Origin of the sequence: Ruegeria arenilitoris (assembly GCF_013030265.1) — a bacterium.
Lineage (GTDB): Bacteria > Pseudomonadota > Alphaproteobacteria > Rhodobacterales > Rhodobacteraceae > Ruegeria > Ruegeria arenilitoris_E.
Map to the genome: position 1 here is coordinate 83,357 of NZ_WPZQ01000012.1, position 22,465 is coordinate 105,821.

30 protein-coding genes are annotated in these 22,465 nt (G+C 56.4%); 18 read left to right on the top strand and 12 right to left on the bottom strand.

Annotated features, from left to right (window positions below):
* Nucleotides 1-8: 8 nt before the first annotated feature.
* Together GOX61_RS19210 and GOX61_RS19215 are read right to left on the bottom strand one after the other, a co-directional pair.
* Nucleotides 9-254: a glycine zipper 2TM domain-containing protein gene (locus GOX61_RS19210; protein ID WP_155146442.1), complete on the bottom strand. Its 246-nt coding sequence runs from the start codon at nucleotides 252-254 to the stop codon at nucleotides 9-11.
* A 102-nt stretch (nucleotides 255-356) separates the two neighbouring features.
* Entirely contained in the window at nucleotides 357-842 is a 486-nt protein-coding gene (locus GOX61_RS19215) for a peroxiredoxin (RefSeq protein ID WP_155146440.1), read from the bottom strand.
* A 99-nt stretch (nucleotides 843-941) separates the two neighbouring features.
* Here GOX61_RS19215 and GOX61_RS19220 point away from each other — a divergent pair, with 99 nt between their 5' ends.
* The 4 genes from GOX61_RS19220 to GOX61_RS19235 all read left to right on the top strand — a co-directional run bounded on the left by GOX61_RS19220 (nucleotide 942) and on the right by GOX61_RS19235 (nucleotide 3,637).
* The gene (locus GOX61_RS19220) at nucleotides 942-2,153 is read left to right on the top strand and encodes an NAD(P)/FAD-dependent oxidoreductase (RefSeq protein ID WP_170336348.1); all 1,212 of its coding nucleotides are present in this window, start codon (nucleotides 942-944) and stop codon (nucleotides 2,151-2,153) included.
* Complete coding sequence (gene rsmD / locus GOX61_RS19225) at nucleotides 2,150-2,710, top strand: 16S rRNA (guanine(966)-N(2))-methyltransferase RsmD (RefSeq protein WP_170336350.1); 561 nt, start codon at nucleotides 2,150-2,152, stop codon at nucleotides 2,708-2,710. The genes GOX61_RS19220 and rsmD overlap by 4 nt, the downstream gene beginning before the upstream one ends.
* Before the next feature lie 87 nt (nucleotides 2,711-2,797).
* Nucleotides 2,798-3,433 carry an HAD family hydrolase gene (locus GOX61_RS19230; RefSeq protein ID WP_170336352.1) on the top strand — a complete coding sequence of 212 codons (636 nt, stop codon included), beginning with the start codon at nucleotides 2,798-2,800 and terminating at the stop codon, nucleotides 3,431-3,433.
* A gap of 24 nt (nucleotides 3,434-3,457) precedes the next feature.
* Entirely contained in the window at nucleotides 3,458-3,637 is a 180-nt protein-coding gene (locus tag GOX61_RS19235) for a hypothetical protein (RefSeq protein ID WP_155146433.1), read from the top strand.
* Here the strand turns inward: GOX61_RS19235 and map are convergent.
* From map to GOX61_RS19255, 4 genes are all read right to left on the bottom strand, one after another.
* Nucleotides 3,625-4,437 carry a type I methionyl aminopeptidase gene (map, locus tag GOX61_RS19240; protein WP_170336354.1) on the bottom strand — a complete coding sequence of 271 codons (813 nt, stop codon included), beginning with the start codon at nucleotides 4,435-4,437 and terminating at the stop codon, nucleotides 3,625-3,627. The two genes, GOX61_RS19235 and map, sit on opposite strands and share 13 nt — an antisense overlap.
* A 171-nt stretch (nucleotides 4,438-4,608) precedes the next feature.
* Complete coding sequence (locus tag GOX61_RS19245; protein WP_170336356.1) at nucleotides 4,609-5,448, bottom strand: hypothetical protein; 840 nt, start codon at nucleotides 5,446-5,448, stop codon at nucleotides 4,609-4,611.
* 127 nt (nucleotides 5,449-5,575) lie between these two features.
* On the bottom strand, nucleotides 5,576-6,277 hold the full coding sequence (gene sfsA, locus GOX61_RS19250) for a DNA/RNA nuclease SfsA (RefSeq protein WP_170336358.1): 702 nt from the start codon (nucleotides 6,275-6,277) through the stop codon (nucleotides 5,576-5,578).
* Between the two features lie 39 nt (nucleotides 6,278-6,316).
* Nucleotides 6,317-7,072: an SDR family NAD(P)-dependent oxidoreductase gene (locus GOX61_RS19255; protein ID WP_170336360.1), complete on the bottom strand. Its 756-nt coding sequence runs from the start codon at nucleotides 7,070-7,072 to the stop codon at nucleotides 6,317-6,319.
* Between the two features lie 100 nt (nucleotides 7,073-7,172).
* Here GOX61_RS19255 and GOX61_RS19260 point away from each other — a divergent pair, with 100 nt between their 5' ends.
* From GOX61_RS19260 to GOX61_RS19285, 6 genes are all read left to right on the top strand, one after another.
* Nucleotides 7,173-7,736 (top strand): TetR/AcrR family transcriptional regulator, encoded by a 564-nt coding sequence (locus tag GOX61_RS19260; RefSeq protein WP_170336362.1) that lies wholly within the window; start codon nucleotides 7,173-7,175, stop codon nucleotides 7,734-7,736.
* 71 nt (nucleotides 7,737-7,807) lie between these two features.
* Nucleotides 7,808-8,530 carry a competence/damage-inducible protein A gene (locus GOX61_RS19265; protein WP_155146423.1) on the top strand — a complete coding sequence of 241 codons (723 nt, stop codon included), beginning with the start codon at nucleotides 7,808-7,810 and terminating at the stop codon, nucleotides 8,528-8,530.
* Nucleotides 8,527-9,237: a GNAT family N-acetyltransferase gene (locus GOX61_RS19270; RefSeq protein WP_170336364.1), complete on the top strand. Its 711-nt coding sequence runs from the start codon at nucleotides 8,527-8,529 to the stop codon at nucleotides 9,235-9,237. The genes GOX61_RS19265 and GOX61_RS19270 overlap by 4 nt, the downstream gene beginning before the upstream one ends.
* A 16-nt stretch (nucleotides 9,238-9,253) precedes the next feature.
* Nucleotides 9,254-9,826 carry a peroxidase-related enzyme gene (locus tag GOX61_RS19275; protein ID WP_170336366.1) on the top strand — a complete coding sequence of 191 codons (573 nt, stop codon included), beginning with the start codon at nucleotides 9,254-9,256 and terminating at the stop codon, nucleotides 9,824-9,826.
* Nucleotides 9,823-10,725 carry an OmpA family protein gene (locus GOX61_RS19280; protein ID WP_170336368.1) on the top strand — a complete coding sequence of 301 codons (903 nt, stop codon included), beginning with the start codon at nucleotides 9,823-9,825 and terminating at the stop codon, nucleotides 10,723-10,725. Before GOX61_RS19275 ends, GOX61_RS19280 begins: the two co-directional genes overlap by 4 nt.
* 65 nt (nucleotides 10,726-10,790) lie before the next feature.
* A complete protein-coding gene (locus GOX61_RS19285; protein ID WP_170336370.1) occupies nucleotides 10,791-11,510 on the top strand; it encodes an SDR family NAD(P)-dependent oxidoreductase in 720 nt (239 codons plus the stop codon).
* A gap of 80 nt (nucleotides 11,511-11,590) precedes the next feature.
* Here the strand turns inward: GOX61_RS19285 and GOX61_RS19290 are convergent, their stop codons facing one another.
* Complete coding sequence (locus GOX61_RS19290) at nucleotides 11,591-12,496, bottom strand: LysR family transcriptional regulator (protein WP_155146414.1); 906 nt, start codon at nucleotides 12,494-12,496, stop codon at nucleotides 11,591-11,593.
* Nucleotides 12,497-12,723: 227 nt separating this feature from the next.
* Here GOX61_RS19290 and GOX61_RS19295 point away from each other — a divergent pair, with 227 nt between their 5' ends.
* A complete protein-coding gene (locus GOX61_RS19295; RefSeq protein WP_170336371.1) occupies nucleotides 12,724-13,164 on the top strand; it encodes a DUF4399 domain-containing protein in 441 nt (146 codons plus the stop codon).
* A gap of 3 nt (nucleotides 13,165-13,167) precedes the next feature.
* On the opposite strand, the gene GOX61_RS19300 is transcribed toward GOX61_RS19295, so the two are convergent.
* Nucleotides 13,168-13,848, bottom strand: a complete 681-nt coding sequence (locus GOX61_RS19300; RefSeq protein ID WP_170336373.1) for an ArsR/SmtB family transcription factor — start codon at nucleotides 13,846-13,848, stop codon at nucleotides 13,168-13,170.
* A gap of 71 nt (nucleotides 13,849-13,919) precedes the next feature.
* On the opposite strand from GOX61_RS19300, the gene GOX61_RS19305 reads away from it, so the two are divergent.
* Both GOX61_RS19305 and GOX61_RS19310 read left to right on the top strand, forming a co-directional pair.
* The gene (locus tag GOX61_RS19305) at nucleotides 13,920-14,243 is read left to right on the top strand and encodes an NIPSNAP family protein (protein ID WP_170336375.1); all 324 of its coding nucleotides are present in this window, start codon (nucleotides 13,920-13,922) and stop codon (nucleotides 14,241-14,243) included.
* Nucleotides 14,240-14,578, top strand: a complete 339-nt coding sequence (locus tag GOX61_RS19310) for an antibiotic biosynthesis monooxygenase family protein (protein WP_170336377.1) — start codon at nucleotides 14,240-14,242, stop codon at nucleotides 14,576-14,578. The genes GOX61_RS19305 and GOX61_RS19310 overlap by 4 nt, the downstream gene beginning before the upstream one ends.
* Here GOX61_RS19310 and GOX61_RS19315 read toward each other — a convergent pair.
* The 3 genes from GOX61_RS19315 to GOX61_RS19325 form a co-directional block, all read right to left on the bottom strand.
* On the bottom strand, nucleotides 14,561-14,953 hold the full coding sequence (locus GOX61_RS19315; RefSeq protein ID WP_170336379.1) for a hypothetical protein: 393 nt from the start codon (nucleotides 14,951-14,953) through the stop codon (nucleotides 14,561-14,563). The genes GOX61_RS19310 and GOX61_RS19315 overlap by 18 nt on opposite strands.
* The gene (locus GOX61_RS19320) at nucleotides 14,950-15,201 is read right to left on the bottom strand and encodes a hypothetical protein (RefSeq protein ID WP_170336381.1); all 252 of its coding nucleotides are present in this window, start codon (nucleotides 15,199-15,201) and stop codon (nucleotides 14,950-14,952) included. Before GOX61_RS19320 ends, GOX61_RS19315 begins: the two co-directional genes overlap by 4 nt.
* A gap of 128 nt (nucleotides 15,202-15,329) precedes the next feature.
* Nucleotides 15,330-17,357, bottom strand: coding sequence for an NADPH-dependent 2,4-dienoyl-CoA reductase (locus GOX61_RS19325; RefSeq protein WP_170336383.1), 2,028 nt, complete (start codon nucleotides 17,355-17,357; stop codon nucleotides 15,330-15,332).
* A gap of 136 nt (nucleotides 17,358-17,493) precedes the next feature.
* Between GOX61_RS19325 and GOX61_RS19330 the strand changes: the two genes are divergently transcribed.
* Nucleotides 17,494-17,979: an RNA pyrophosphohydrolase gene (locus tag GOX61_RS19330; RefSeq protein ID WP_170336385.1), complete on the top strand. Its 486-nt coding sequence runs from the start codon at nucleotides 17,494-17,496 to the stop codon at nucleotides 17,977-17,979.
* Here the strand turns inward: GOX61_RS19330 and GOX61_RS19335 are convergent.
* Nucleotides 17,976-18,653 (bottom strand): NYN domain-containing protein, encoded by a 678-nt coding sequence (locus tag GOX61_RS19335; protein WP_170336387.1) that lies wholly within the window; start codon nucleotides 18,651-18,653, stop codon nucleotides 17,976-17,978. The genes GOX61_RS19330 and GOX61_RS19335 overlap by 4 nt on opposite strands.
* A 211-nt stretch (nucleotides 18,654-18,864) precedes the next feature.
* Between GOX61_RS19335 and sigZ the strand changes: the two genes are divergently transcribed.
* The 4 genes from sigZ to GOX61_RS19355 all read left to right on the top strand — a co-directional run bounded on the left by sigZ (nucleotide 18,865) and on the right by GOX61_RS19355 (nucleotide 22,461).
* Nucleotides 18,865-19,404, top strand: a complete 540-nt coding sequence (gene sigZ, locus GOX61_RS19340) for an RNA polymerase sigma factor SigZ (RefSeq protein ID WP_170336389.1) — start codon at nucleotides 18,865-18,867, stop codon at nucleotides 19,402-19,404.
* Nucleotides 19,405-19,468: 64 nt separating this feature from the next.
* On the top strand, nucleotides 19,469-20,179 hold the full coding sequence (locus GOX61_RS19345; RefSeq protein ID WP_170336390.1) for a glutathione S-transferase family protein: 711 nt from the start codon (nucleotides 19,469-19,471) through the stop codon (nucleotides 20,177-20,179).
* A gap of 72 nt (nucleotides 20,180-20,251) precedes the next feature.
* Entirely contained in the window at nucleotides 20,252-21,625 is a 1,374-nt protein-coding gene (locus tag GOX61_RS19350; RefSeq protein WP_170336392.1) for a radical SAM protein, read from the top strand.
* Nucleotides 21,622-22,461 (top strand): DUF547 domain-containing protein, encoded by an 840-nt coding sequence (locus GOX61_RS19355; RefSeq protein WP_170336394.1) that lies wholly within the window; start codon nucleotides 21,622-21,624, stop codon nucleotides 22,459-22,461. Before GOX61_RS19350 ends, GOX61_RS19355 begins: the two co-directional genes overlap by 4 nt.
* Nucleotides 22,462-22,465: the final 4 nt, after the last annotated feature.

Genomic DNA, 22,465 nt, shown 5'->3' on the forward strand with positions numbered 1-22,465 from the left:
GGCTCTCCTCAGCATGAGTATCTCTGACCTTCGAACCCACCTGCAGCGGCACCTGCCGCGGTCAGAATGGTTTTGCCCGAACCGCCCCCAAATTGGTTGCCGATCACGCCGCCGATCAATGCGCCACCCAGCGTACCGCCGAGGCAGGCAATCTCGTGCTGTCGTGCAGCCTGCTGTTGCGGGGTTGGGGCCGGGCCACAAGCGGCCAATGCACCGGCAGTGCCCAAGGCAAGAGTGATTAATTTAAGTTTCATCAATGAACTCCCCAGTTGTATGCTCAAGTATTTGCACATCGGGGCGTTGCAGGCCAAGTTAAATACGATTGGTTGGCCCCGGGGCTGCCGGGGCCAATGAAATCAGATTGCTTCCAGCAATCCTTCCCCCGCCGAGATTTCGCAGGCACCGGGATTTTCCTCAAGGTTCAGCGCGACAACTTTGCCGTCATCAACCAGCATCGCATACCGTTTGGATCGTGCTATCAGCCCGGCTGGCGGCGCATCGAAATCCATGCCGATGGCCTTGGTGAATTCAGATGCTGCGTCGGCAAGCATGGTCAGGCCCGCGTCGGTTGCACCGGTTGCCTCGCCCCAGGCTTTCATGACAAACGGGTCATTGACCGAGACGCAGATGATCTCGTCCACACCCTTGGCGTCGAACTGATCTTTGGTGCGCATGAAGCTAGGCACATGCGCGGAATGACAGGTTGGCGTAAACGCGCCCGGAACGGCAAAGATCACCACCTTGCGCCCATTGAGCTTGCTGGAGATACGTACCTCCTCAGGCCCTTCGGCACCTATCTGTGTCAATGTCGCATCTGGCAAAGTATCACCGGCTGAAATCATCTTATTACTCCTGTCGATTGGATTTGCAGAGTCAGTCCTAAGCGCAATATAGGGGTGCAGGTGGATGAAACCACGGGAATTCGACAGGGCGGGAGAAACATGAGCCATATTGTCGTAATTGGTGCCGGACAAGCGGGTTCTTCGCTTGTTGCCAGGCTTCGCAAGGACGGGTTTGAAGGGGACATCACTTTGATCGGTGCCGAGCCGCATCTGCCCTATCAGCGACCGCCTTTGTCCAAAGCTTACCTTTTGGGAGAAATGGAGCTTGAGCGACTGTTTCTGCGGCCCGAAAGTTTTTATTCCGAAAACAACATCACGCTGCGTCTAGGTCAGCGGGTGACAGGTATCGATCCTCAGGCCAAAACAGTGACCCTGGGTGACGAAGTCATCTCGTATGACGAGCTTGCATTGACCACAGGTTCTGATCCGCGTCGTCTTCCTGCAGCGATTGGTGGCGATCTCGAAGGTGTTCATGTCGTGCGTGATCTCGCACATGTTGACGATATGGGGCCATGGGTGACCGAAGGTTCCAAGGCACTGATCGTGGGCGGCGGTTACATCGGGCTCGAGGCTGCTGCAGTTTGCGCCAAACGCGGCGTCAAGGTCACATTGGTTGAGATGGCAGACCGTATCCTGCAGCGTGTAGCGGCCCCTGAAACCAGCGACTATTTCCGGGCACTGCATAACGAATACGGCGCCGATATCCGAGAAGGTGTCGGGCTGGACCGTCTGGTGGGTGAGAACAGCAAGGTTACCGGGGCAATTCTGACCGACGGGGCCGAGCTGGACGTTGATTTCGTCATCGTGGGTGTGGGCATTGCCCCGTCGACCGAATTGGCTGAGATGGCAGGGCTTGAGCTGGACAACGGCATCAAGACGGATGCCCATGGCCGCACCTCTGACCCATCGATCTGGGCGGCGGGCGATTGCGCGTCGTTCCTGCATCAGGGCGAGCGTATCCGGCTCGAAAGTGTGCCGAACGCAATCGACCAGTCCGAGATCGTGGCGCAGAACATGTTGGGCGCTGCCAAGGATTATGTCGCGACGCCATGGTTCTGGTCGGATCAGTATGATGTCAAACTGCAGATTGCAGGCCTCAATACCGGTTATGACCGCGTTGTGACCCGTCAAGGCGAAGGTCAGACGGTCTCCTTCTGGTACTATAAGGGTGATCAGTTGATTGCGGTCGATGCAATGAACGACCCGCGCGCCTACATGATCGGAAAGCGTCTGATCGACTCGGGTAAGACCGCTGATCCGGCTGTTGTTGCCGACCCGAGCGCGGATCTGAAGCCGCTTCTCAAGGCGTGAGGATCATCGCCGGAGATTTCCGGGGCCGTGCTTTGGCCTCGGTCGGCAAAGGGGATGCGGGCGCACATCTGCGCCCGACCACCGACCGGGTTCGCGAGAGTCTGTTCAATGTCCTGAGCCATCAGATCGACTTTGGCGATCTGCGTGTACTCGACCTGTTTGCCGGAACCGGCGCACTGGGGCTTGAGGCACTGTCACGTGGTGCGGCGCATGTCACATTTGTCGATGATGGTCGCGTGGCGCAGGGACTTATCCGCAAGAACATCGAACTGACCCGAAGTGCGGACAGTACAGATCTAGTCCGCCGTGACGCAACGCGTCTGGGGCAAAACCCAAACGCGGCTTATGACCTGATCTTTCTGGATCCGCCCTATGGCAAGTCGCTTGGGCAAAAGGCGATAGCAGCGGCAATCGCCGGTGGCTGGTTGGCCGAAGGCGCCCTTCTGGTGTGGGAGGAAAATGCTCCGATGGCGGCTCCGGACGGGTTTGAACTGCAGGACGCGCGAAAATACGGCGATACCCATATCTCTTTGATGTGGCGCAGTGTTTCAGGCTGAAACAGGCGAGGCAGGTTAATGCCGAATGCCGATTTGCATGTGTTCCACGTCCCGGCTACGCCGAGTTTGTAAACGGCGGAGGTTCACATGCACGATCTGGTCATCTTTGATTGCGATGGCGTTCTGGTAGACAGCGAAGTTGTCTCGAACCAGGTTCTGGTCAGCAATCTGGCCCGGTATGGTCTGAACCTGACGCTACAGGAATGCATGTCTTTGTTTGTCGGAGGCACCATGGTTGGGGTCCGGGACAAGGCACGGGATTTGGGCGCTGCATTGCCCGATAACTGGATCGACGAAGTTTATGCTGAAACCTATGATCGGTTGCGATTGGGCGTGCCGCTGGTCGCCGGGGTGTCCCAGCTTCTGGACCGCCTTGATCAGCAGGATATTCCTTATTGTGTCGCTTCGAACGGCAGTCCGGACAAAATGCAGATCACTCTGGGGCAGAACGGTTTATGGGACCGGTTCAAGGGCGTGATGTATTCCGCGCATGTATTAGGAACTGGCAAACCTGATCCAGCGATGTTTCTGAAGGCCGCCGAACGCTTTGGATCAGCCCGCCCGGTTGTCATCGAAGACAGCGAGAATGGTGTCACCGCAGCTATCCGGGCCCAGATGCGATGCCTCGGATTTGCCGCCCATGATGATGGTGCGCGCCTCGCGGTCCTGGGTGCTGAAGTTTTTAGTGATATGGCTGAGGTGCCAGAGCTTTTGGGAATATGACCGGGACATGTTACTATCTGTCTCATGGATCGTGCCATAGCCCCATCATACTGGGCTTTCGCTCAGGATACGGACACAGCCACCGGCCCACCGCCAAAACCCATGCGCGCGCCGGTGTTCATCCACGATGCGGTGACACCATGGGGGGCTGAGACGATGTTGCTGAAGCTCTGGCGCGAGCAGTCTGCCGATCAGGAAGAATAGGTCGGATGGAACTTGCCGCCGGGTGAGAGCGTAAAGATCTCAACCCCATCTGCCGTCACACCTACCGAGTGCTCGAACTGGGCCGACAGCGATTTGTCGCGGGTCACGGCGGTCCAGTCATCGGCCAGAGTTTTGGTTTCCGGGCGGCCCAGGTTCACCATCGGTTCGATGGTGAAGAACATGCCTTCTTCCAGAACCGCACCTGTGCCGGGGCGGCCATAATGCAGCACATTCGGCGGTGCGTGGAACACGCGACCCAGACCGTGACCGCAGAAATCGCGGACAACACTCATCCGGTGTGCTTCGACATAAGCCTGAATGGCGTGGCCGATATCACCGAACGTGTTGCCCGGCTTGACCGTTTCGATGCCTTTGAACAGTGCATCGTGAGTCACCTGAATCAAGCGTTCGGCTTTGCGCGGCAGTTTGCCGGCAACATACATGCGCGAGGTATCGCCGAACCAGCCATCAACGATGACGGTGACGTCGATGTTCAGAATATCGCCATCCTTCAGCCGCTTGTCGCCGGGAATGCCGTGGCAGACTACGTGATTCACACTGATGCAGCTGGCGTGCTGATAACCCTTGTAGCCAATGGTCGCCGAGGTCGCGCCTGCGTCCTCAACCATTTGTGTGATGAGCCCGTCAATCGCGCCCGTGGTTTGGCCGGGAAAGACATGGTCGGCAATATCGTCGAGTATCCGCGCGGCCAAGGCCCCTGCCGCGTGCATGCCGGCAAAGTCACCCTGTTCGTAGATGCGGATGCCGTCCTTGGTCAGGCGGCCACGATGTTCTTTCATCGACGCTAAGCTCCAAATGTTGCGCGCAGCACTTCTTTTACGCTGCTTGTGCAGAAAGTACCAGAGGGTGTGCGAGTTCTTGAGATCGAACAAATGGCGTCGAAACACAATTGTTCAAGTGAATTTCCAAGAGGTGGTCGGAGACGTTGGCGGCAGCTGCCGAACTACTGGTCAGGAATCGCTTTCACCTTCTGCACGGCTCTCATAGATGATCACTCCCTTGCCGGGCGCATAGTTAGAAGGGGCTTTGGGCAGGTTTTCAACGATTGGGGTCAGATCAAATGCTGAAAAAAATGCCTCAAGCTCTTCGTTTGATGCGTCAGATACAACCGTGATCTCCACCTGACCATCCATGTAAATTGACAGGAGTTGGTAGTCGGTCGGCGTATAGTCTCGTGTCACCATACTGTATGAGAATTGCGGATGCTTACGGACGAGGACGCCGTCGATTTCAGCAAAGGGCTTAGTCGTCTTTCTCAGACGAAACTTTTCGCCATCTCTGGCGGCATGCAGCCCCTCTCGGTAGATCTTGATACCAAGTGCAATGGTCTTGTCGCCTTGGCGATAGACACGGACGGCACCCGACTTGGCCTGTTTGGTGACCCGGTTCAGATCTGACCATAGATCGTGTTCGCTCGTTGTGCCAATTCTACCGTTTGTCTTCGGCTGGCCCAGCATTGGTTCGAGTGCTTCGATACTGAATCCAGTCATTGTCCAACCTGGTTGAGTTGCCGGAAAAACTTCGGACGGATCAAAGGGCAGAGACAGGAATATACCATCTCGTATATTGACGATGAGATGCGAGAGGGACCCAAGGCCTCCGCACCGGCGTCTGCACCCATCCTCGCGACTTTTCTCATATTCGGCTGCGCCCTCATCCAACTGAGCGTTCAGGGCATCGCGGGCTGCCGTACGGCGATCATCCGTCATGTATGTGTCGAACGCCATCAATGCGGCACCAATCATCAATATGGCCCCAAGCGTGAAGACAACCCCAGCCAGTATTCTCATTTCTCTGCCTCACCCATTGGTAAAACTCACATGCGCAGCCGCGGTATAATTTTGTCAGGGAAATTGAGGCGATTTCATGATCTTTCGCACCGATTGGGCGATAAAAATCAATTGGGTGTAGGGGAAGTTAAGTCGAAAATTTCTGCTGGCTAACCCAAACCCCTTCCGGTGATATCCGTGTCCCATAGATCAATCGCTCCACGCCTTTTGCCTGCGCTTCTTCAAATGCAGCCGCATAGGCCGGGTCGATATCCGCTGCCAAAGCAAACCGGTCACAATCTGTGCGCTGCACCAGATACAACATGATCGCGCGATGTCCCTGAGCCACCATCGTGGCCAGTTCTCCCAGATGCTTGGTGCCGCGCGCGGTGACGCTGTCGGGAAACTCTGCCAGACCGGGTTCGCGCGACAGAGTCACGCTTTTGACCTCGACATAGGCGTCGGGCAGCCCCGGTTGGGTCAGAAGAAAGTCGATGCGGCTGTTTTCCCCGTATTTCACCTCGGGTCGGACAGTTTCATAGGAGGCAAAATCGGGGATCTGTTGGTCTTCCAACGCCTTACGTAGAGCCTTGTTTGGCACCGAAGTGTCGACACCTGTGAGGTGCCCGTTTTCGTGATCAACCAGCCGCCAGCCGTATTTCAGCTTTTTTTTCGGATCGTCATTGGGCTCCAGCCAGATTTTCTCACCTGGTTCGGCCAACCCCATCATTGAACCGGGATTGGCACAATGCGCGGTAATCTCGCGCCCGTCCTCCAACCGGCAATCGGCCAGAAAGCGTTTGTAGCGGCGGATAAGGCGGGCGGGGACAAGCGGCGTGGCAAATTTCATGCCTACCGCCTTACCCCGCACCTGCCTGCAAGGGAAGTGTCAGACCAGACCGGCCATGACACCCCCGTCAACATCCCAGACCGCGCCGGTAACCCACGAAGCGTCCTCGGACAGCAGATGCGTAATCGTGCTGGCCACATCTTCGGGCCGGCCCACACGGCCGATCGGATGGAACGCATCAAACCCGCCGGTCAGTGTTTCCTCGATCTTTTCCGGTTCAATGAAGGCCCCATAAATCGGGGTGACAACAACTGCGGGCGATACAGCGTTCACCCGAATACCATGCGGTGCGAGCTCCAACGCCAGATGCTGAGTCAGTGAATGAAGCCCGGCCTTGGCCATTGAATAAGCCGATGACGGGGTCGCACGAACGGCCTGTTTTGCCCACATAGAGCCTATGTTGACGATGCTGCCACCACCATTGGCTTTCATGTTCTCGGCGACTGCCTGCGTGATGAAAAACGTGGCGCGATTGAGGTCCATATAGCTTTCGTAGTCTTCGGAGGTGTGCTCCAGAAATGGTTTGGGTGAGAATGTTCCTGCAGCATTGATCAGACCCTGAATATGACGATTGTTCTCCTTGATGTTTTCAATCAAGCCATCAACTTGCCCCGCGTCGCGCAAGTCTACCTGATGGATATCTGCCAAAGCACCCAGCCCGGTCCTGGCGGCATTCAGTTTGTCAGCTGAAGAGCCGACAAGCGTTACATGCCCCCCCTTGGCCACGATTTGTTGCGCTGCTGCCAGACCCATTCCACTGGATCCGCCGATGATGAGTGTTGTTGTGTCAGTCATGATCTGATTCCCTATCTACTGATAGGTAGATATATTGAAGTAGCAATTTCAAAATCAACCCCCTATCTAACGATAGGTAAAATTTCTGGGTGGACGACTGATGAAAAAACCTGACAAAGCACTGTCCGACACGGCGATCCAAATTCTGGATGTGGCCGAGCGTATGGCGCGGCAAGGCGGCTACAATGCGTTCAGCTTCCGGGATATCGCACGTGAGATCGGCATCAAATCCGCCAGCATTCACTACCATTTCCCAACCAAAGAGGACTTGGGAGAGGCGCTGGTCGAGCGATACACCAACCGCTTTCTGGACGCATTGGGTGCAGCTGACGATGCAGAACCAATTGAAATGCTTTCGCGCTATGTGTCGATCTACCGGGCAGCGTTGATTGAGCAGCAGTTGATGTGCCTCTGCGGCATGTTTGGCGCGGAAATAGCCAAATTGCCCGCGCCGGTTTCAGAGCGAACCCGAGCCTTCTTCGAACGCAACCTTGAATGGCTTGATACCGTTTTCAAAGCCGCCGGTGTGCAAGACCCACGCAAAAGATCCGGCGAAGTTATTGCTAGGCTGGAAGGTGCGATGATCCTTGCTCGCGCAATGAACGACATGGATCTGTTCCAGCGTGTTACGGGGGACTTACCGGCAGAATCCCTGCGCTCGTGACAAACAAGTCTTGCGGGGCGGGTCAGGACGGATATTTTGCAAACACCTCCCGCAGCAAGAAAGGACAGGCCATGCCAAACCCAACCGCAGCGATGCTGGTGATCGGGGATGAAATCCTGTCCGGTCGCACCAAGGATACCAACACGAACTTTCTGGCACAGGAACTGACCAAGCATGGCATCGATCTGAAAGAGGTGCGCGTCGTCAGTGATGATGCGGATGCAATCGAAAACGCGGTCAGGGCATTATCCGACAGTTTCGAACACGTCTTTACCAGCGGTGGTATCGGCCCCACGCATGACGACATCACCGCGGACTGTATCGCTCGCGCGTTTGGTGCACACATTGATGTGCGGGATGATGCCCGAGCCTTGCTCGAGGCACACTACGAGAAATCCGGGCTTGAGCTGAACACGGCCAGGCTGCGCATGGCGCGCATTCCGGATGGCGCGGCTTTGATCGAAAATCCGGTTTCAACCGCACCGGGTTTTACTATCGGGAATGTGCATGTGATGGCCGGGGTGCCTTCGGTGTTTCAGGCTATGGTGGCAAGCGTTTTACCCACACTGACCGGGGGTGAGCCGCTGCTGTCGCAGACTTTGCGTGTAAACCGGGGTGAAGGTGACATCGCTGCAACCCTGTCTGTGTTGGCCGAGGATTTCAGTGATTTGGCAATCGGCAGTTACGGGTTTCAGGTCAACGGCGTGTTCGGTGCGAATGTGGTTGTGCGCGGCACCGATGGCGGACGTATCGATGCGGCAATTACCCGGCTGGCCAGGGAGCTGGAGCTTTGAGCGTCAACTGGGCTGACGTGGTCGACGGCACCTGGCCTGCAGCGCGGTATGAGAAGCAAGGTCCATTCCAACTGCGTGAAGGGCAGGGCGGTGGCTCGCGCGTGTCTGCTGCGAGCAGGATTGGGGATGTGACCGACGCTGATCTGGACAATGCCGAACAGGCGATGCTGGCGATGGGACAGAAACGCATTTTCTGCCTGCGACCAGGGGATGAGGTGCTGGACACCCAACTGGCTGCCCGCGGTTATGAGGTTCTTGATCCGGTCAACATCTATGACTGCCCGGTTGCGCAGCTGACGGATGTTCCAATTCCTCGTGTCACGGTTTTCACCATCTGGGAGCCATTGGCCATCATGCGCGAAATCTGGGCGCAGAGCGGCATCGGGCCGGAACGTCTGGCAGTCATGGATCGGGCCAACGGCCCGAAGACTGGCCTGCTGATGCGTCAAAAGGATCAGCCCGGCGGTGTGGGTTTTGTCGCGATCCATGATGGAATTGCCATGGTGCATGCGCTTGAGATTCTGCCAAGTCACCGTCGTCAGGGTCTGGGACAGTGGGCCATGCGTGCCGCGGCCTTTTGGGCGCTGGACAACGGCGCCCATACCCTTAGCGTGATCTGCACGAAAGCGAATGAAGGGGCGAATGGCCTCTACCATTCTCTCGGGATGCAGATCGTGGGAGAGTATCATTACCGCCAGCTTGTCTGAGGGGAGAAAGACAATCGTGACTGATCAGAAGATGCCCACTGCGCTGGATTTGCCGATGGTGGATCCACTGCCGCCCGAGACGCAGAAATACTTTGATATCTGCGTTGAAAAGCTGGGCATGGTGCCGAATGTTCTCAAGGCGAATGCGTTTGATATCAACAAGCTGAACGCGTTCACCGCCATGTATAATGACCTCATGCTGGCAGACAGTGGGCTGTCCAAGCTCGAGCGTGAGATGATTGCCGTTGTCGTCTCATCGATCAACAAGTGCTTTTATTGTCTCGTCGCGCACGGGGCCGCGGTGCGACAATTGTCGGGTAATCCTCGGTTGGGTGAAATGCTGGTGATGAACTATCGCGTGGCTCCGCTGGATAGTCGTCAGCGCGCAATGCTGGATTTCGCGGCCAAGATGACTACGGCCAGTGCCGAAATCGAAGAGCAGGACCGCCAGCATCTGCGGGATGTGGGCTTCTCAGATCGTGATATCTGGGACATCGCCAACGTTACTGGCTTCTTCAACATGTCCAACCGCGTGGCCAGTGCCACTGCGATGGTCCCGAACGACGAATACCACGCGCAGTTCAGATGAACCGATTTCTCGCCCTCTGTCTTTGTTTGCTGGCCGCACCGGTAGCGGCTCAGAACCTGACCTTTCCGTCCAGTGCGCGGCAGGTCAGTGAGCGTATCAGCGCTCTGGACAGTTATGAATTGCCGATCGGGGCCTTTGCGGATGGCAAAGTGCCCTCTCGCAATGTCGAAGGGCGGGTGGAACGGTATACTTGGCGTTTGCAGGCAGGCTCCAGCACGACGTTGCAGATATTGGCCCCGCTACGCGAACAGATCGTGGCGCAGGGCTATGACATTCTGTTCGAATGTGAGGCCCGCAACTGCGGAGGTTTTGACTTTCGGTTCAACACCGAGGTCGTGCCAACGCCGGATATGTATGTGGCGATCAATGATTACCGGTTCCTTTCAGCCTCGCGCGGCGGGGATGTTCTGAGCTTGCTGATCAGTCGCAATCCACCTGATGGTTACGTACAGCTGATCCGTGTCACACCGGTCGGGGCAACCACGCCTCCACCACTGGTGATCGAGGAAACGGTGCAGGGATCAGGTGGCCTGCTGACCGAGTTGCAGCAGGATGGCCACGTTATTCTGGACGATCTGCATTTCCAGACCGGTGAAGTTGCGCTGGGCGCCGGACCCTTCGCGTCTTTGTCTTTGCTGGCCGGTTATTTGCAGGACAACCCGGACACCCGGCTCGCGCTGGTCGGGCACACTGATGACACTGGTAACCTTCAGGCCAATACTGCCGTCAGCACCAAGCGCGCGCAGGCGGTGCGACAGCGTTTGATTGATGCTCATGGCGTAGCGGCAGACCGGATCGAGGCGCAGGGTGTCGGCTATCTGGCCCCAATCACTTCGAACGCGACAGCGGAAGGGCGCGATCTGAACCGGCGGGTTGAGGCGGTGCTGCTGGTCAACTGAACGATCAGGCTTAGTTGATTTGATAATTCCCAAACAGTCTCTAACCTAAGGCAAAAGGAGCTGTCATGTCAGATCATGAACTACTTCCAAAAGCGCTGATTGTCGGCGCAGGGGCGGGGCTTTCAGCATCATTTGCGCGTGCTTTGGCAAAGGCTGGTTATGGTCTGCATCTGACTGCCCGCAACATCGACGATCTTGAGCCTTTAGCGGCAGAAACAGGTGCAGAGCTCCACCAGCTTGACGGAACCGATACTGACGGGATGGCATCTCTGGTTGCAGACTTGCCGGGCGAACTGCGCGTTGCCTGCTATAACCCTTCGGCCCGTCAGCGTGGTCCGATCACTGAACTTGATCCTGAAACAGTTCGCAAAGCTGTCGAAGTGACGGCTTATGGGGCGTTTCTGCTGGGGCAGGCTGCGGCGCGTCGAATGCTTGAGCAGGATCTACGGGACAATCGGCGCGGGACAATCCTGTTCACCGGTGCCTCGGCCGGGGTAAAAGGGTTTCCCCTGTCTGCACCCTTTGCGATGGGCAAGTTTGCACAACGCGGGCTGGCGCAATCCATGGCGCGCGAGCTTCATCCCAAAGGCATACATGTCGCTTGGGTCAACATTGACGGGGCCATACGGAACCCGGCACGTGCAGGATACAGTGACAGTGCCGACAATCCCGACAGCTTTCTGAACCCGGATGCAATCGCGCAGGAATATATGCACCTGATCCAGCAGGATCGCTCGGCCTGGAGCAATGAACTGACGCTTCGGCCTTGGGTTGAAACATTCTAAGCCGCTGCTGGTTACACCGGACTACACAAAAAAAAACCCGCGCAAAGTTCGCGCGGGCTGTGCAAGTTCACCGGGAGAAATTACCAGTCCATCGGACCCTTTTCGGCAAAGGATTCGACAAGAAAATCTATGAAGGCCCGCACTTTAGGCTGGGTAAAACGGCCGGGCGGGTACACTGCGTAAACGCCCTGAACCTCATCCGGCAGGGATGGCATTGCATCCACCACCTGTCCTGTTTTCAAAGCCTCCGCATAGAGGTAGCTGGGCAGATAGGCGATCCCCAGACCTGAAATCGCTGCATTCAGCAGCGACTGGCCGTCATTGACGCTCAGCCAGCCAGCTGTACGAACCTGCCTCTTTTCGCCCGAAGGCGCAGTCAGCTTCCAGACATTGCCGGAAGACTGGCTGGAGTAATGCAGCAGCTTGTGCTCGTTCAGATCGTCAATCTTCTGCGGCCGCCCGAACTTTTCGATATAGCTGGGGGCAGCTACCATGCGTTTGACAGTTTCCGTGAGTTTACGCGCACGCAGAGTGCTGTCTTCCAGTTCACCGATGCGCACCGCAACATCGAATCCTTCGGAAATCAGCTCAACATAGCGGTTGTTCAGCACCATGTTCACCGTGATGTCGGGGTAGGCAGACAGGAACCCGGACAATACAGGTGACAGGTGATTAACGCCGAAATCGGTTGCAACGCTTATGCGCAGCAGGCCCGAAGGCGCTGACTGCATCGAGGTTACCAGCGCATCCGCCTCGCCTGCATCATTCAATACGCGGCGCGCGCGGTCATAATAGGCCAGTCCGATCTCGGTCGGAGATACACGGCGTGTGGTCCGGTTCAGCAGGCGAGCGCCGAGTCGTGCTTCAAGGCTCGACACGTGCTTTGACACTGCCGATTTGGATATGCCCATCTTTTTGGCCGCATCGGTGAAGCCACCCTGGTCCACCACATTGGCAAAGGCCTCCATTTCGGTCAGTCGATCCATTCTCGTTCCCCAGGTCTTTGTTCGTTGAGGTACCTTCGCGTCAAATCTGGGCAAGATCGCGGCAGACATGGGATAATATCAGGGATTTGAATCGGATCGTTTGCACTTCGGAAACGCGGAAACAGTGGTTTCCAGTATCGCTCCAGACCCTTATTGGGCGGGTTTTCTGGAAATTTCTTAAATCATGCTATCCTGAGAATGGCATTTTTGTGACGAGGGAGGAGATCATGAAAGCCATTATTGCAGCCACTTTATTCACCCTTTCAGCGTCCATCGCATGGGCCGGAGGGGAAACACCGTCGAACCCGGATGCGAAAGTCTATTTTGTAAATCTCGCGGATGGCGACACAGTTCAGTCGCCTGTGACCGTTGTTTTTGGCCTGAGTGGTATGGGTGTCGCCCCATCAGGTGTTGAAAAGGAAAACACAGGTCATCACCATCTGCTGATTGACCGTCCGCCGATTGGTGAAGGCGAAGATGGTGCGGATGAACTGGCCTACGGCCTGCCCGCTGACGACAACCATCTGCATTTTGGTGGTGGCCAGACCGAGGTGACTCTGGATCTGGCGCCGGGCCCCCACACCCTTCAACTGGTGCTGGGTGATGCCGGGCATGTGCCGCATGCGACCCCGATTGTGTCCGAAGTCATAACGATCACTGTCGAGTAATGCTCAGGTCCCGAACTGCTCTGAGAACTTAGCGGACCCGCTGCGTGAAAACTGAATGATACGGCTGCCCGGTTTCCGGGACAGCCACCCCAACTCTTCCATTCGGGACAACATCGCGCGCCCCAACTTGCCAGCCAAATGGGTTTCGCGTTCGCTCCAATCCAGACAAGGACGGCAGAGCGGTGCGCGACTTTTGTTCAGACCATCCAGATCGATTCCGAAATCTGTACAGAAACGCGCGCCGGTTTCGGTCAGCGACACCAGATCATCCGAAACATCAAGGAAACCCCGCGCCCGCATTGAGGTGAACAACTGAACCCCCCTGCTGCCCGCGAGATGGTTGTAGCAAACCCGCGCCTCACGCATTTCCAGATCATTGGGTCCGGTACGTGTCCGCAAATGACCGTGACCGGCTGCCAGACCCATCAGGTTTTCCAGCGTATGCGCCACATCGTCGCCAGACAGGCCATAATACTTGTGCCGGCCCTGTCCTTTAACTCGCAGCAACCCGCCATCCAGAAGCTTTTTCAGGTGTGAGCTGGCGGTTTGCGGGCTGATTCCGGCCTCTCGCGCCAGTTCCCCGGCTGTCAGAGCCTTTCCCGACATGAGTACGGTCAGCATGTTTGCGCGCGCGGGGTCTCCGATCAACGCAGCGATCTGGGCGATATCCGGTCCGTCTTTCATAGTTCGACCATAGTCGAAACATATGCGTCAGTCGAGCGTGTAATCTGAGCTGGTAAATTAAGGAGCCTTTTATGCTGACCTGTATCATCCGCTATCAGATCGATCCGACCAAAAAACAACAGTTCAATACCTATGCTCAAAACTGGGGGCAGGCGATACCGCGCTGTGGGGCGGATCTGATTGGCTATTTCGCCCCGCACGAGGGGTCATCGACCCTGGCCTATGGTATCTATAATGTCGAAAGCCTCGCCGAATACGAAGCCTATCGCACGCGACTGGCTGCGGATCCCCTGGGGCAGGAGAACTATGCCTTTGCCCAGAAAGAACGGTTCATTCTGCGCGAAGACCGTACATGGCTCAAGCTCGCCTCGACCCCGCACGGAGGACAATCATGATTGCTGTCATTTTTGAAGTGGAGCCTGCCGAGGGTGAAACGCAGACCTATCTCGACATTGCAGCCGATCTTCGTCCCCTGCTGGATAATATCGATGGGTTCATTTCTGTTGAGCGGTTTGAAAGTCTTGTAACACCCGGCAGATATCTGTCGCTTTCCTTCTGGCGCGATGAGGATGCGGTTGCCGAGTGGCGCCGCATGAACGAGCACCGCACAGCACAATCGCGAGGGAAATCGGGTCTGTTCAAGGGATATCGACTGCGTGTAGCAGCGGTCATGCGCGACTATGGGTTGACCGATCGTGAACAGGCGCCGACCTCAGGCCGCATCGGGTAGCAGGAAAACACCGCGGGCAAGATCCGAGTTCAGCCTGTCATTTCCGTACCACTTGCCAAGGACATTCTTCGACATCAGATCAGGGTTTTCACTGACAAACTCATTGAAATTCTGATGGGAATTGCCAGCCATACGCTCGGCAATCAGGCTCATGAACGCATAGGTGATTGTCAGGTTGAACTTACCGGGCGCACCGGCGTTTGTGGCCAGTGTGCGAATGCCCTTGGCATAGATCGCAGCCGCATCGATGAAGTCATATTTCCTCAACAGGTCAAAGGCCACCTGTACATGCTCGGCATGAGCGAAAGTCGTATTGTCGATGGCATGCGCTTCGAACGCGCGGGTAATCTCAGATATCTGAACTGCTTCGGTCATTCCCCGATCTCCTTGAATTTGTGGCTGTGCTCGGCGGTCCAGTCCAACTCGTAAACCTCTTTTAACTGGCTGATCTTTTTGAGCGTCTCAGGCGAGAATGGCGGTTTGTTTTCAAAACTATGCAAGGCGATGCCCTCAATCAGGTCGCCAACGGACATGTCCAGCGATTCTGCCAGCCCCTTCAGGACTTTCAGCAATCGCTTTTCGATTCGAATTCCGGTCTGGGTACGTTCAATTCTCTCACTCATGAGTTACCAATGTACCAAGGTAACAAAAGAGTCAATGCGTAAACAGAAAAAGGCCGCCTCTGCAGAAGCGGCCTTTTAGTGTCTAAACAACGTGATTCAGCGGATGCGCGTTGCCACGGCTCTGAAAATCAGAGCGCTGCCGCCAGTCGCGTACCCTGATTAATCGCTCGTTTGGCATCCAGTTCAGCCGCCACATCCGCGCCGCCGATCACATGAGGTGTGATCCCGCGTTCGATCAGATCATCCGCCAAACTACGGTCTGAGACCTGACCGGCGCACAACACAATGGTATCTGCCGCGATTACGGTCGGGTCCGACCGCTCCTCGCCAAAGCTGACATGCAGGCCTTCGTCATCGATGCGTTCGTAATTCACCCCGCCGACAAAATTAACGTTCTTCATCTTCAACGTCGCCCGGTGAATCCATCCGGTTGTTTTACCCAGCCCCTTGCCATGGGCCTGTTTCTTGCGCTGCAATAGCGTGATCTCACGTGCGGGCGCTTCGGGTTGCGGGCCTTCGGGTGCTAAACCGGACCGATGTTCGGCGGGGTCGGTCACGCCCCATTCCTTCATCCACAGCGGCAGATCTGTAGTTGGGCTGTGGCCGTCCTCAAGCAGGAACTCCGAGACATCAAAACCGATGCCACCGGCCCCGATCACCGCGACGGACTCTCCGACCGGAGCCTTGCCGCGCAGGACGTCGATGTAACTCAGGACATTGTCACGATCCTGACCGGGAATCTGCGGGTCGCGCGGGGTGACGCCAGTGGCAATGATCACTTCGTCAAATCCACTCAGATCGTTTGCGCCAACTTCGCGACCCAATTCAACCGTGACGCCCAGATCAGCAATCATTGTCCGATACCAGTCGACCAGCCCCCAGAATTCCTCTTTGCCGGGAACCTGCTTGGCCATGTTCAGTTGTCCGCCGATCTCGTCGGCCCGGTCAAACAGGGTGACGTCATGGCCGCGCTGGGCGGCGGTCATCGCTGTGGACAAACCCGCCGGTCCTGCGCCTACGATGGCGACCTTTTTCGTAGCATCGGTTTTGCCGATCACCAGCTCTGTTTCATGGCACGCACGCGGGTTCACCAGACATGATGTCAGTTTGCCGCCGAATGTGTGATCCAGACAGGCCTGATTGCAGGCGATGCAGGGGGCTATCTTTGCCCCATTTCCAGCAATCGCCTTGTTGACGAAATCCGCATCCGCCAGCATCGGACGAGCCAGTGAGACCATGTCGGCGCAACCAGTCGACAGCACCTCTTCGGCCACTTCCGGCGTGTTGATTCGGTTCGAGGTGATAATCGGGATCGATACCTTGCCCATCAGCTTTTTGGTCACCCAGGCAAATGCCGCCCGGGGTACAGAGGTTGCAATCGTCGGAATGCGCGCCTCGTGCCAGCCGATACCGGTGTTGATGATGGTGGCTCCGGACTTCTCGATCTCTTGCGCTAATTGGACGACCTCATCATGGGTCGAGCCATTGGGCACCAGATCGATCATCGACAGACGGTAGATGATGATGAAATCCGTTCCCACCGCTTCGCGTGTGCGGCGCACTACTTCGATGGGCAGGCGCATACGATTCTCATAAGACCCACCCCAGCGGTCTTCGCGCTTGTTGGTATGGGTCACAAGGAACTGGTTGAGGAAATACCCTTCTGACCCCATGATCTCGACCCCGTCATATCCGGCTTTCTGAGCAAGCACGGCGGCGTTGACGATGTCGCTGATCTGCTTCTCGATCCCGTCTTCGTCCAGTTCGTTCGGCGGGAAAGGTGAGATCGGGGATTTCACCGGGCTCGGCGCTACACATTTCGGCCCATAGGAATAACGTCCGGCATGCAGGATTTGCATGGCGATCTTGCCACCCGCCTCGTGTACGCGGTCCGTCACGATGGAATGATTGGCGACGTCTTTGTCGGTCGTCATCATCGCAGCACCGGGCAGTACCGAACCTTCCAGATTGGGACCGATTCCACCGGTCACCATCAGCGCTACACCGCCACGCGCCCGGTCGGCATAAAACTCGGCAACACGGTTCCAGTCACCAGTCTCTTCCAGCCCGGTATGCATCGAACCCATCAGGACGCGGTTCTTCAACGTGGTAAAGCCCAGATCCAGCGGGGCCAGCATGTTTGGGTACGCAGTCATCGCAACTCTCCCTGCCTGCAGTGCACAACTAAATTGACGTGCACGTAACCTTTGTCACGCGAAACCTAACGTCACCCCCTTTGCTGCCGTCGCGACGCTTGTTAGAGGTGGGCAGACCAAACCCATGAGGCCGCGCATGACCCCTGAAGACATTGCCAAACTGCCCTATCGCCCCTGCGTTGGCCTGATGCTGATGAATGCCGACGGCAAGATTTTCGTGGGTCAGCGCAATGACCGCCACAAGGACGCCTGGCAAATGCCCCAGGGCGGCGTAGACAAGGGCGAAAACCCCCGCGATGCAGCCCTGCGCGAACTATGGGAAGAAACCGGTGTGACGGCTGATCTGGTTGAGATCATCGCCGAGACCGACGGTTGGCTGCCCTATGACCTGCCCCACGACATCGTGCCGAAGATTTGGAAAGGCCGCTACCGCGGGCAAGAGCAGAAATGGTTCCTGATGCGGTTCACCGGTCGTGACGACCAGATCAATATCCAGACGGAACATCCCGAATTCACGCACTGGAAATGGCAAGAGCCCAATCGTCTGATTGAGGAAATCGTTCCCTTTAAACGCGTAGTGTATGAGCAGGTGGTTGCTGCCTTTGCGGACAATCTGACCTAGGCCTGCCGTGAGAACCCCTGTGGTTTGAATCGCACATTAGTATTCTGTCCCGCTTCATCCAGATCATACAATTCTGGTTTGGATTGCAGATATCGCCGCCATGTTTTTTCCTGGCTTTCACTGATCTTAACGCCGTGTTGCCGATGCATCTTTGCCCCGAGTATCATCAGCCGCATTCCTGCCCCGTTCTTGCTGTTGGCAGCTATGATGGTCCGGATCTGTTGATCCATTTCAGAGACGGGCTTTTCGACCGCGCCGGTTTTGGAACTACCTGACAAAGCCTCGAGTTCACAGAACTTCGAGCACGCTTTGCGAACCACTTCCGGGGTCTTTGCCTCACCTGCGCCAATTGTGGTTACGCCATGCTCGCGCAACCGGCGGTGAAGGTGCACAAAATCTCCGTCAGAACTGGCGATTACAATGGTCGCAATGTCACGTTGTAAAGCAAACTCAATACCGTCAATGGCCAACAGCAGGTCTGTGGCGTTCTTTCCTGTTCCGCTGTGGATGAGGTGATACGCAGTGGCATCATGCCAGGCTGAATGACTCTGAGCGTTCAAATAAACCCGTGAGATATCGATCTGGCCAAATCTCCGGGCAATCTTGTGAATGTTTTCCGCATGGACGGGACTAAGATTATCGCCGTCTACCAAAACAGCTACTCGAAGTGTCATAAAAAAAACCGATCTCAAATTAGTCAGCAAAGACTTAAAGTGAGACTGAGGCAAATTTTGGACGTCTGGAGCTGACTTTTCTGCGTGGTGCGATTTCAACTGCTCAGTCGAGGAAATCGTTCCCTTCAAACGCGCAGTGTATGAGCAGGTGGTTGCTGCTTTCGACGCTCACCTGTCATAATCCGGGCTGAACCAGCCGTAGGGACGTGACATGCGTATTGATGATATCTGGCCCAAGTACCGCGCCCGCCTGAAGGCGTTTCTTCATTCGCGGGTCTCAAACCCTGCGGATGTGGATGACTTGTTGCAGGATATCTCGATCAAGGTGTTCACCGGTCTGCCCGGTCTGCAGGATCCGGCCAGGCTGCAGCCTTGGTTGTTTCAGACCGCCGACCGAACCATCATTGATTTCTACCGTAAATCCGGCCGGTCCGCCGCGCATCCAGATGATCTTTGGTATCACCGGGACGATCCGGAAACGCGTCAGGATCTCGAGGGCTGTGTCGAACCCTTCATTCTCGGCCTGCCTGAAGAAACTGCAGAGATGCTGATGGCCATTGATATACAGGGTATGTCGCAGCGAGATTATGCTGAGCAACACGGTCTGTCCTACTCGACCCTGAAATCACGCGTTCAAAAGGGGCGGGCGGAATTGCGCAAGGCATTTGAGGCATGCTGCAATATTTCGATGGACGTGCGGGGAAACATCTCGGACGTTCAGGAAAAACCGGCCAGCTGCAAAAATTGTTGATCTGAACGTCGTCTTTTGGGCGCGGGCTTCGTCTGACAGATGAAACCACCAAAAGGAAAGACAAATGATCCGTATCATTAGTTTCAAAATCTGCCCCTTCGTTCAGCGTGTGACCGCCATGCTCGAAGCCAAACAGGTACCCTATCAGATCGACTATATCAGCCTCAGCGACAAGCCGGATTGGTTTCTTGAGCTGTCCCCGACAGGGCAGGTTCCGGTTCTGGTCACCGAGGGTGGCGTGTCTCTGTTCGAATCCGATGCGATTGTCGAATATATCGATGAAATCACCGCCCCTCTGCAGGCAGATCTGACGCCCGAGCAGCGTGCGCTCAACCGGGCATGGAGCTATCAAGCCAGCAAACACTATCTCGTACAATGCAGCACCATGCAAAGCGCGGACAAAGCTATCTTTGATGAGCGTATGGAAAAGCTGAGCAAGTCCTTCGAGAAGGCCGAAAGCCAGCTTGGTGAAGGCCCCTATTTCTCGGGGGCGACGCTTGGCAATGTGGATATGGCCTGGTTGCCACTGCTGCATCGTGCAGCGATTGTGTCAGACCACAGTGGCCATGACATGCTTGCCGCCTATCCAAAGGTGAAGGCATGGCAGCAGTCATTGCTGGACACAGGTCTTCCGCAGAAATCGGTCTCTGAGGATTTTCTCGGCCGGTTTACTGACTTCTATCTGGCGGAACGCACATGGTTGGGTCGTGGTGCAAACATCGATGAAGCACCGACCGCCCCGGCTGCCAAAGTGTCAGGCGGTTGCTGCGGCTGATGTGATCACCGCCCAGCACGTTGCCGTGAGGGGGCGTGGTCCGCCATAAACTGCAGCTTTAGCTTGGCGCGTATGAAAGATATCGCGCCAGGCCATTCCAATGTCGTTCCCGCAGGGCGAGTGTTTCGCGGCTCCGACCGTCGTGCGACTTTGCGGGAAGGTTTGCAAGGATGTGGCGAATACGGACATTCTCAAACCGCGGGCCGCTTTTATCCGATCGCCTGTGTTGCGCTTGAGGTGACCCAGCGATGCAATCTTGATTGTACGCTCTGCTACCTCTCGGATCGGGCGGAGATGACCTATGATCCGCCTTTGTCGGTTCTCTTTGCGCGGCTGGCCACGATCCACAGCCATTATGGCCCGGGTGTTTCGGTGCAACTCACCGGAGGTGACCCAACCCTGCGCAAAGTCGAGGATCTTGAGGCGCTTTGCCGTGAAATTCGCCGCCTTGGAATGCGGTCGTGTTTGATGACCAACGGTATCCGCGCGAGTCGCGCGTTCTTGTCCCGACTGGCAGCGGCAGGTTTGGACGATGTGGCGTTTCACGTGGACATGACCCAAGAGCGCAAAGGTTTTGACAGCGAGATTGAGCTGAACACCGTACGTCGCAACTACATAGTCGCAGCGCACGGGCTTGGTCTGCGCATTTTGTTCAACACAACTGTGTTTGATGGCAATCTGTCCGATCTCCCCGCATTGGCGCGGTTCATGCGGGACCAGCCCGAGATCGCATTTGTCTCCTTCCAGATGCAGGCCGACACCGGCAGGGGTGTTCTGCGTGAGCGACCGGATTCAATCACACAGAGCAGTGTCATGCGGGCGGTGGAGCAGGGGTATGGCACCCCACTGCATTTCGATGCGGCGGCGGTCGGGCATTCCGGATGTAATCGATACGCTTCTGTCCTGACCGCCGGTGGGCGGGCGATTTCCGTCCTGTCGCATCAGCGTCTGGTGCAACAGGTAATCGCCGCATTGGAGCAGATGGACAGATCGGCGGATGCATATCTCGACACGCGCGACAGCGTTCGGCGGTTGGTTCTTCGGAGGCCGGGCCTTGCCTTGCGGGCCGCTGCGCATCTTGCGGGCTGTGTCCTTCGATTGGGGATGGGTCTGTTGCGTGGTCGGGTCAGGCGACAGGCGGTATTCATCCATAACTTCATGGCTGCCGACGCGCTGGAGGAAGATCGCTGTGCGTCCTGTGTGTTCATGGTCGCCACGGGCAACGGCCCGTTGTCCATGTGTGTTCACAACGCCCAGCGTGACCTGCATCTGGCCATGCCTGACAAAGTTGACGGTCCAATGGGGACCTATTGGTGGAACTCTGCCATGCGAGATCTGTCCCGCCACCCTGAGTTGCCCGGTCTGGATAGTCCTGAACAGGCCCCGATCAAGAAGCTCAAAGGTCAGCTGCGTGCGCGGCGTCAGAACCGGAAGGGAAAATCATGAAAGCTCTTTGGCTCATCCTGCTTCTGCCTCTTCTGGCGGCTTGCGCCAGTGTCGAACGTCTGGCGCTGCCCAGTGCTGTGCCGTTTGCCGACACCAATCTGACCCGCGCGGCGCAACCGCCCGGTGATCGTGTCGATCATCGCGATTGGAGCAGCTTTCTCGCGCGCTACGTCGCTACCGACACACAAGGGGTAAACAGGGTCGCCTATGCGCAGGTCACTCAGGCTGATCAAACTCGATTGGACCAGTACCTGAGTGATCTTCAATCGGTTGATCCTGCCCGTCTGACACGTGATCAGCAACTGGCCTATTGGATCAATCTTTATAACGCACTGACCGTGGACCTGATCCTTGAAAACTATCCCGTCGCTTCGATCCGCGACATTACAGATGGTGCGTTTTCCTTTGGCCCGTGGGATCGGCCTTTGGCGCAGGTCGCGGGTCAGGTCCTGACGCTGAACGATATCGAACACCGCATCATACGACCTACATTCAACGAACCACGAATTCATTACGCGTTGAACTGCGCTGCGGTGGGGTGTCCGAACCTGATGGATCGGGCGTGGCAGGCTGAGACGCTCGAACGTGATTTCTCGGTCGCCGAAAATGCCTACGTTAACGACCCGCGCGGCGTCAGGTTTGACACCCGCGGGCGGCTGATCCTGTCAAAGATCTACATCTGGTTCCGAGAGGATTTCGGGCCAGACGACCGGGCCGTGCTTGCTTATCTTGCGACTGCGGCGGATCCGGCTCTCAGCGCCCGTCTGTCTCAAACCTCCCGCATCAGCGGATATGAGTATGACTGGGCGCTGAATGATGCCGCCGCTGGATCCTGAAAGA

Bases quoted from the DNA above. Each gene is read 5' to 3' on its own strand.
- GOX61_RS19210 (WP_155146442.1), bottom strand. From the start codon at position 254: ATGAAACTTAAATTAATCACTCTTGCCTTGGGCACTGCCGGTGCATTG.
- GOX61_RS19215 (WP_155146440.1), bottom strand. From the start codon at position 842: ATGATTTCAGCCGGTGATACTTTGCCAGATGCGACATTGACACAGATA.
- GOX61_RS19220 (WP_170336348.1), top strand. From the start codon at position 942: ATGAGCCATATTGTCGTAATTGGTGCCGGACAAGCGGGTTCTTCGCTT.
- GOX61_RS19230 (WP_170336352.1), top strand. From the start codon at position 2,798: ATGCACGATCTGGTCATCTTTGATTGCGATGGCGTTCTGGTAGACAGC.
- GOX61_RS19235 (WP_155146433.1), top strand. From the start codon at position 3,458: ATGGATCGTGCCATAGCCCCATCATACTGGGCTTTCGCTCAGGATACG.
- map (WP_170336354.1), bottom strand. From the start codon at position 4,437: ATGAAAGAACATCGTGGCCGCCTGACCAAGGACGGCATCCGCATCTAC.
- GOX61_RS19245 (WP_170336356.1), bottom strand. From the start codon at position 5,448: ATGAGAATACTGGCTGGGGTTGTCTTCACGCTTGGGGCCATATTGATG.
- sfsA (WP_170336358.1), bottom strand. From the start codon at position 6,277: ATGAAATTTGCCACGCCGCTTGTCCCCGCCCGCCTTATCCGCCGCTAC.
- GOX61_RS19255 (WP_170336360.1), bottom strand. From the start codon at position 7,072: ATGACTGACACAACAACACTCATCATCGGCGGATCCAGTGGAATGGGT.
- GOX61_RS19260 (WP_170336362.1), top strand. From the start codon at position 7,173: ATGAAAAAACCTGACAAAGCACTGTCCGACACGGCGATCCAAATTCTG.
- GOX61_RS19265 (WP_155146423.1), top strand. From the start codon at position 7,808: ATGCCAAACCCAACCGCAGCGATGCTGGTGATCGGGGATGAAATCCTG.
- GOX61_RS19280 (WP_170336368.1), top strand. From the start codon at position 9,823: ATGAACCGATTTCTCGCCCTCTGTCTTTGTTTGCTGGCCGCACCGGTA.
- GOX61_RS19285 (WP_170336370.1), top strand. From the start codon at position 10,791: ATGTCAGATCATGAACTACTTCCAAAAGCGCTGATTGTCGGCGCAGGG.
- GOX61_RS19290 (WP_155146414.1), bottom strand. From the start codon at position 12,496: ATGGATCGACTGACCGAAATGGAGGCCTTTGCCAATGTGGTGGACCAG.
- GOX61_RS19295 (WP_170336371.1), top strand. From the start codon at position 12,724: ATGAAAGCCATTATTGCAGCCACTTTATTCACCCTTTCAGCGTCCATC.
- GOX61_RS19300 (WP_170336373.1), bottom strand. From the start codon at position 13,848: ATGAAAGACGGACCGGATATCGCCCAGATCGCTGCGTTGATCGGAGAC.
- GOX61_RS19305 (WP_170336375.1), top strand. From the start codon at position 13,920: ATGCTGACCTGTATCATCCGCTATCAGATCGATCCGACCAAAAAACAA.
- GOX61_RS19310 (WP_170336377.1), top strand. From the start codon at position 14,240: ATGATTGCTGTCATTTTTGAAGTGGAGCCTGCCGAGGGTGAAACGCAG.
- GOX61_RS19315 (WP_170336379.1), bottom strand. From the start codon at position 14,953: ATGACCGAAGCAGTTCAGATATCTGAGATTACCCGCGCGTTCGAAGCG.
- GOX61_RS19320 (WP_170336381.1), bottom strand. From the start codon at position 15,201: ATGAGTGAGAGAATTGAACGTACCCAGACCGGAATTCGAATCGAAAAG.
- GOX61_RS19325 (WP_170336383.1), bottom strand. From the start codon at position 17,357: ATGACTGCGTACCCAAACATGCTGGCCCCGCTGGATCTGGGCTTTACC.
- GOX61_RS19330 (WP_170336385.1), top strand. From the start codon at position 17,494: ATGACCCCTGAAGACATTGCCAAACTGCCCTATCGCCCCTGCGTTGGC.
- GOX61_RS19335 (WP_170336387.1), bottom strand. From the start codon at position 18,653: ATGACACTTCGAGTAGCTGTTTTGGTAGACGGCGATAATCTTAGTCCC.
- sigZ (WP_170336389.1), top strand. From the start codon at position 18,865: ATGCGTATTGATGATATCTGGCCCAAGTACCGCGCCCGCCTGAAGGCG.
- GOX61_RS19345 (WP_170336390.1), top strand. From the start codon at position 19,469: ATGATCCGTATCATTAGTTTCAAAATCTGCCCCTTCGTTCAGCGTGTG.
- GOX61_RS19350 (WP_170336392.1), top strand. From the start codon at position 20,252: ATGAAAGATATCGCGCCAGGCCATTCCAATGTCGTTCCCGCAGGGCGA.
- GOX61_RS19355 (WP_170336394.1), top strand. From the start codon at position 21,622: ATGAAAGCTCTTTGGCTCATCCTGCTTCTGCCTCTTCTGGCGGCTTGC.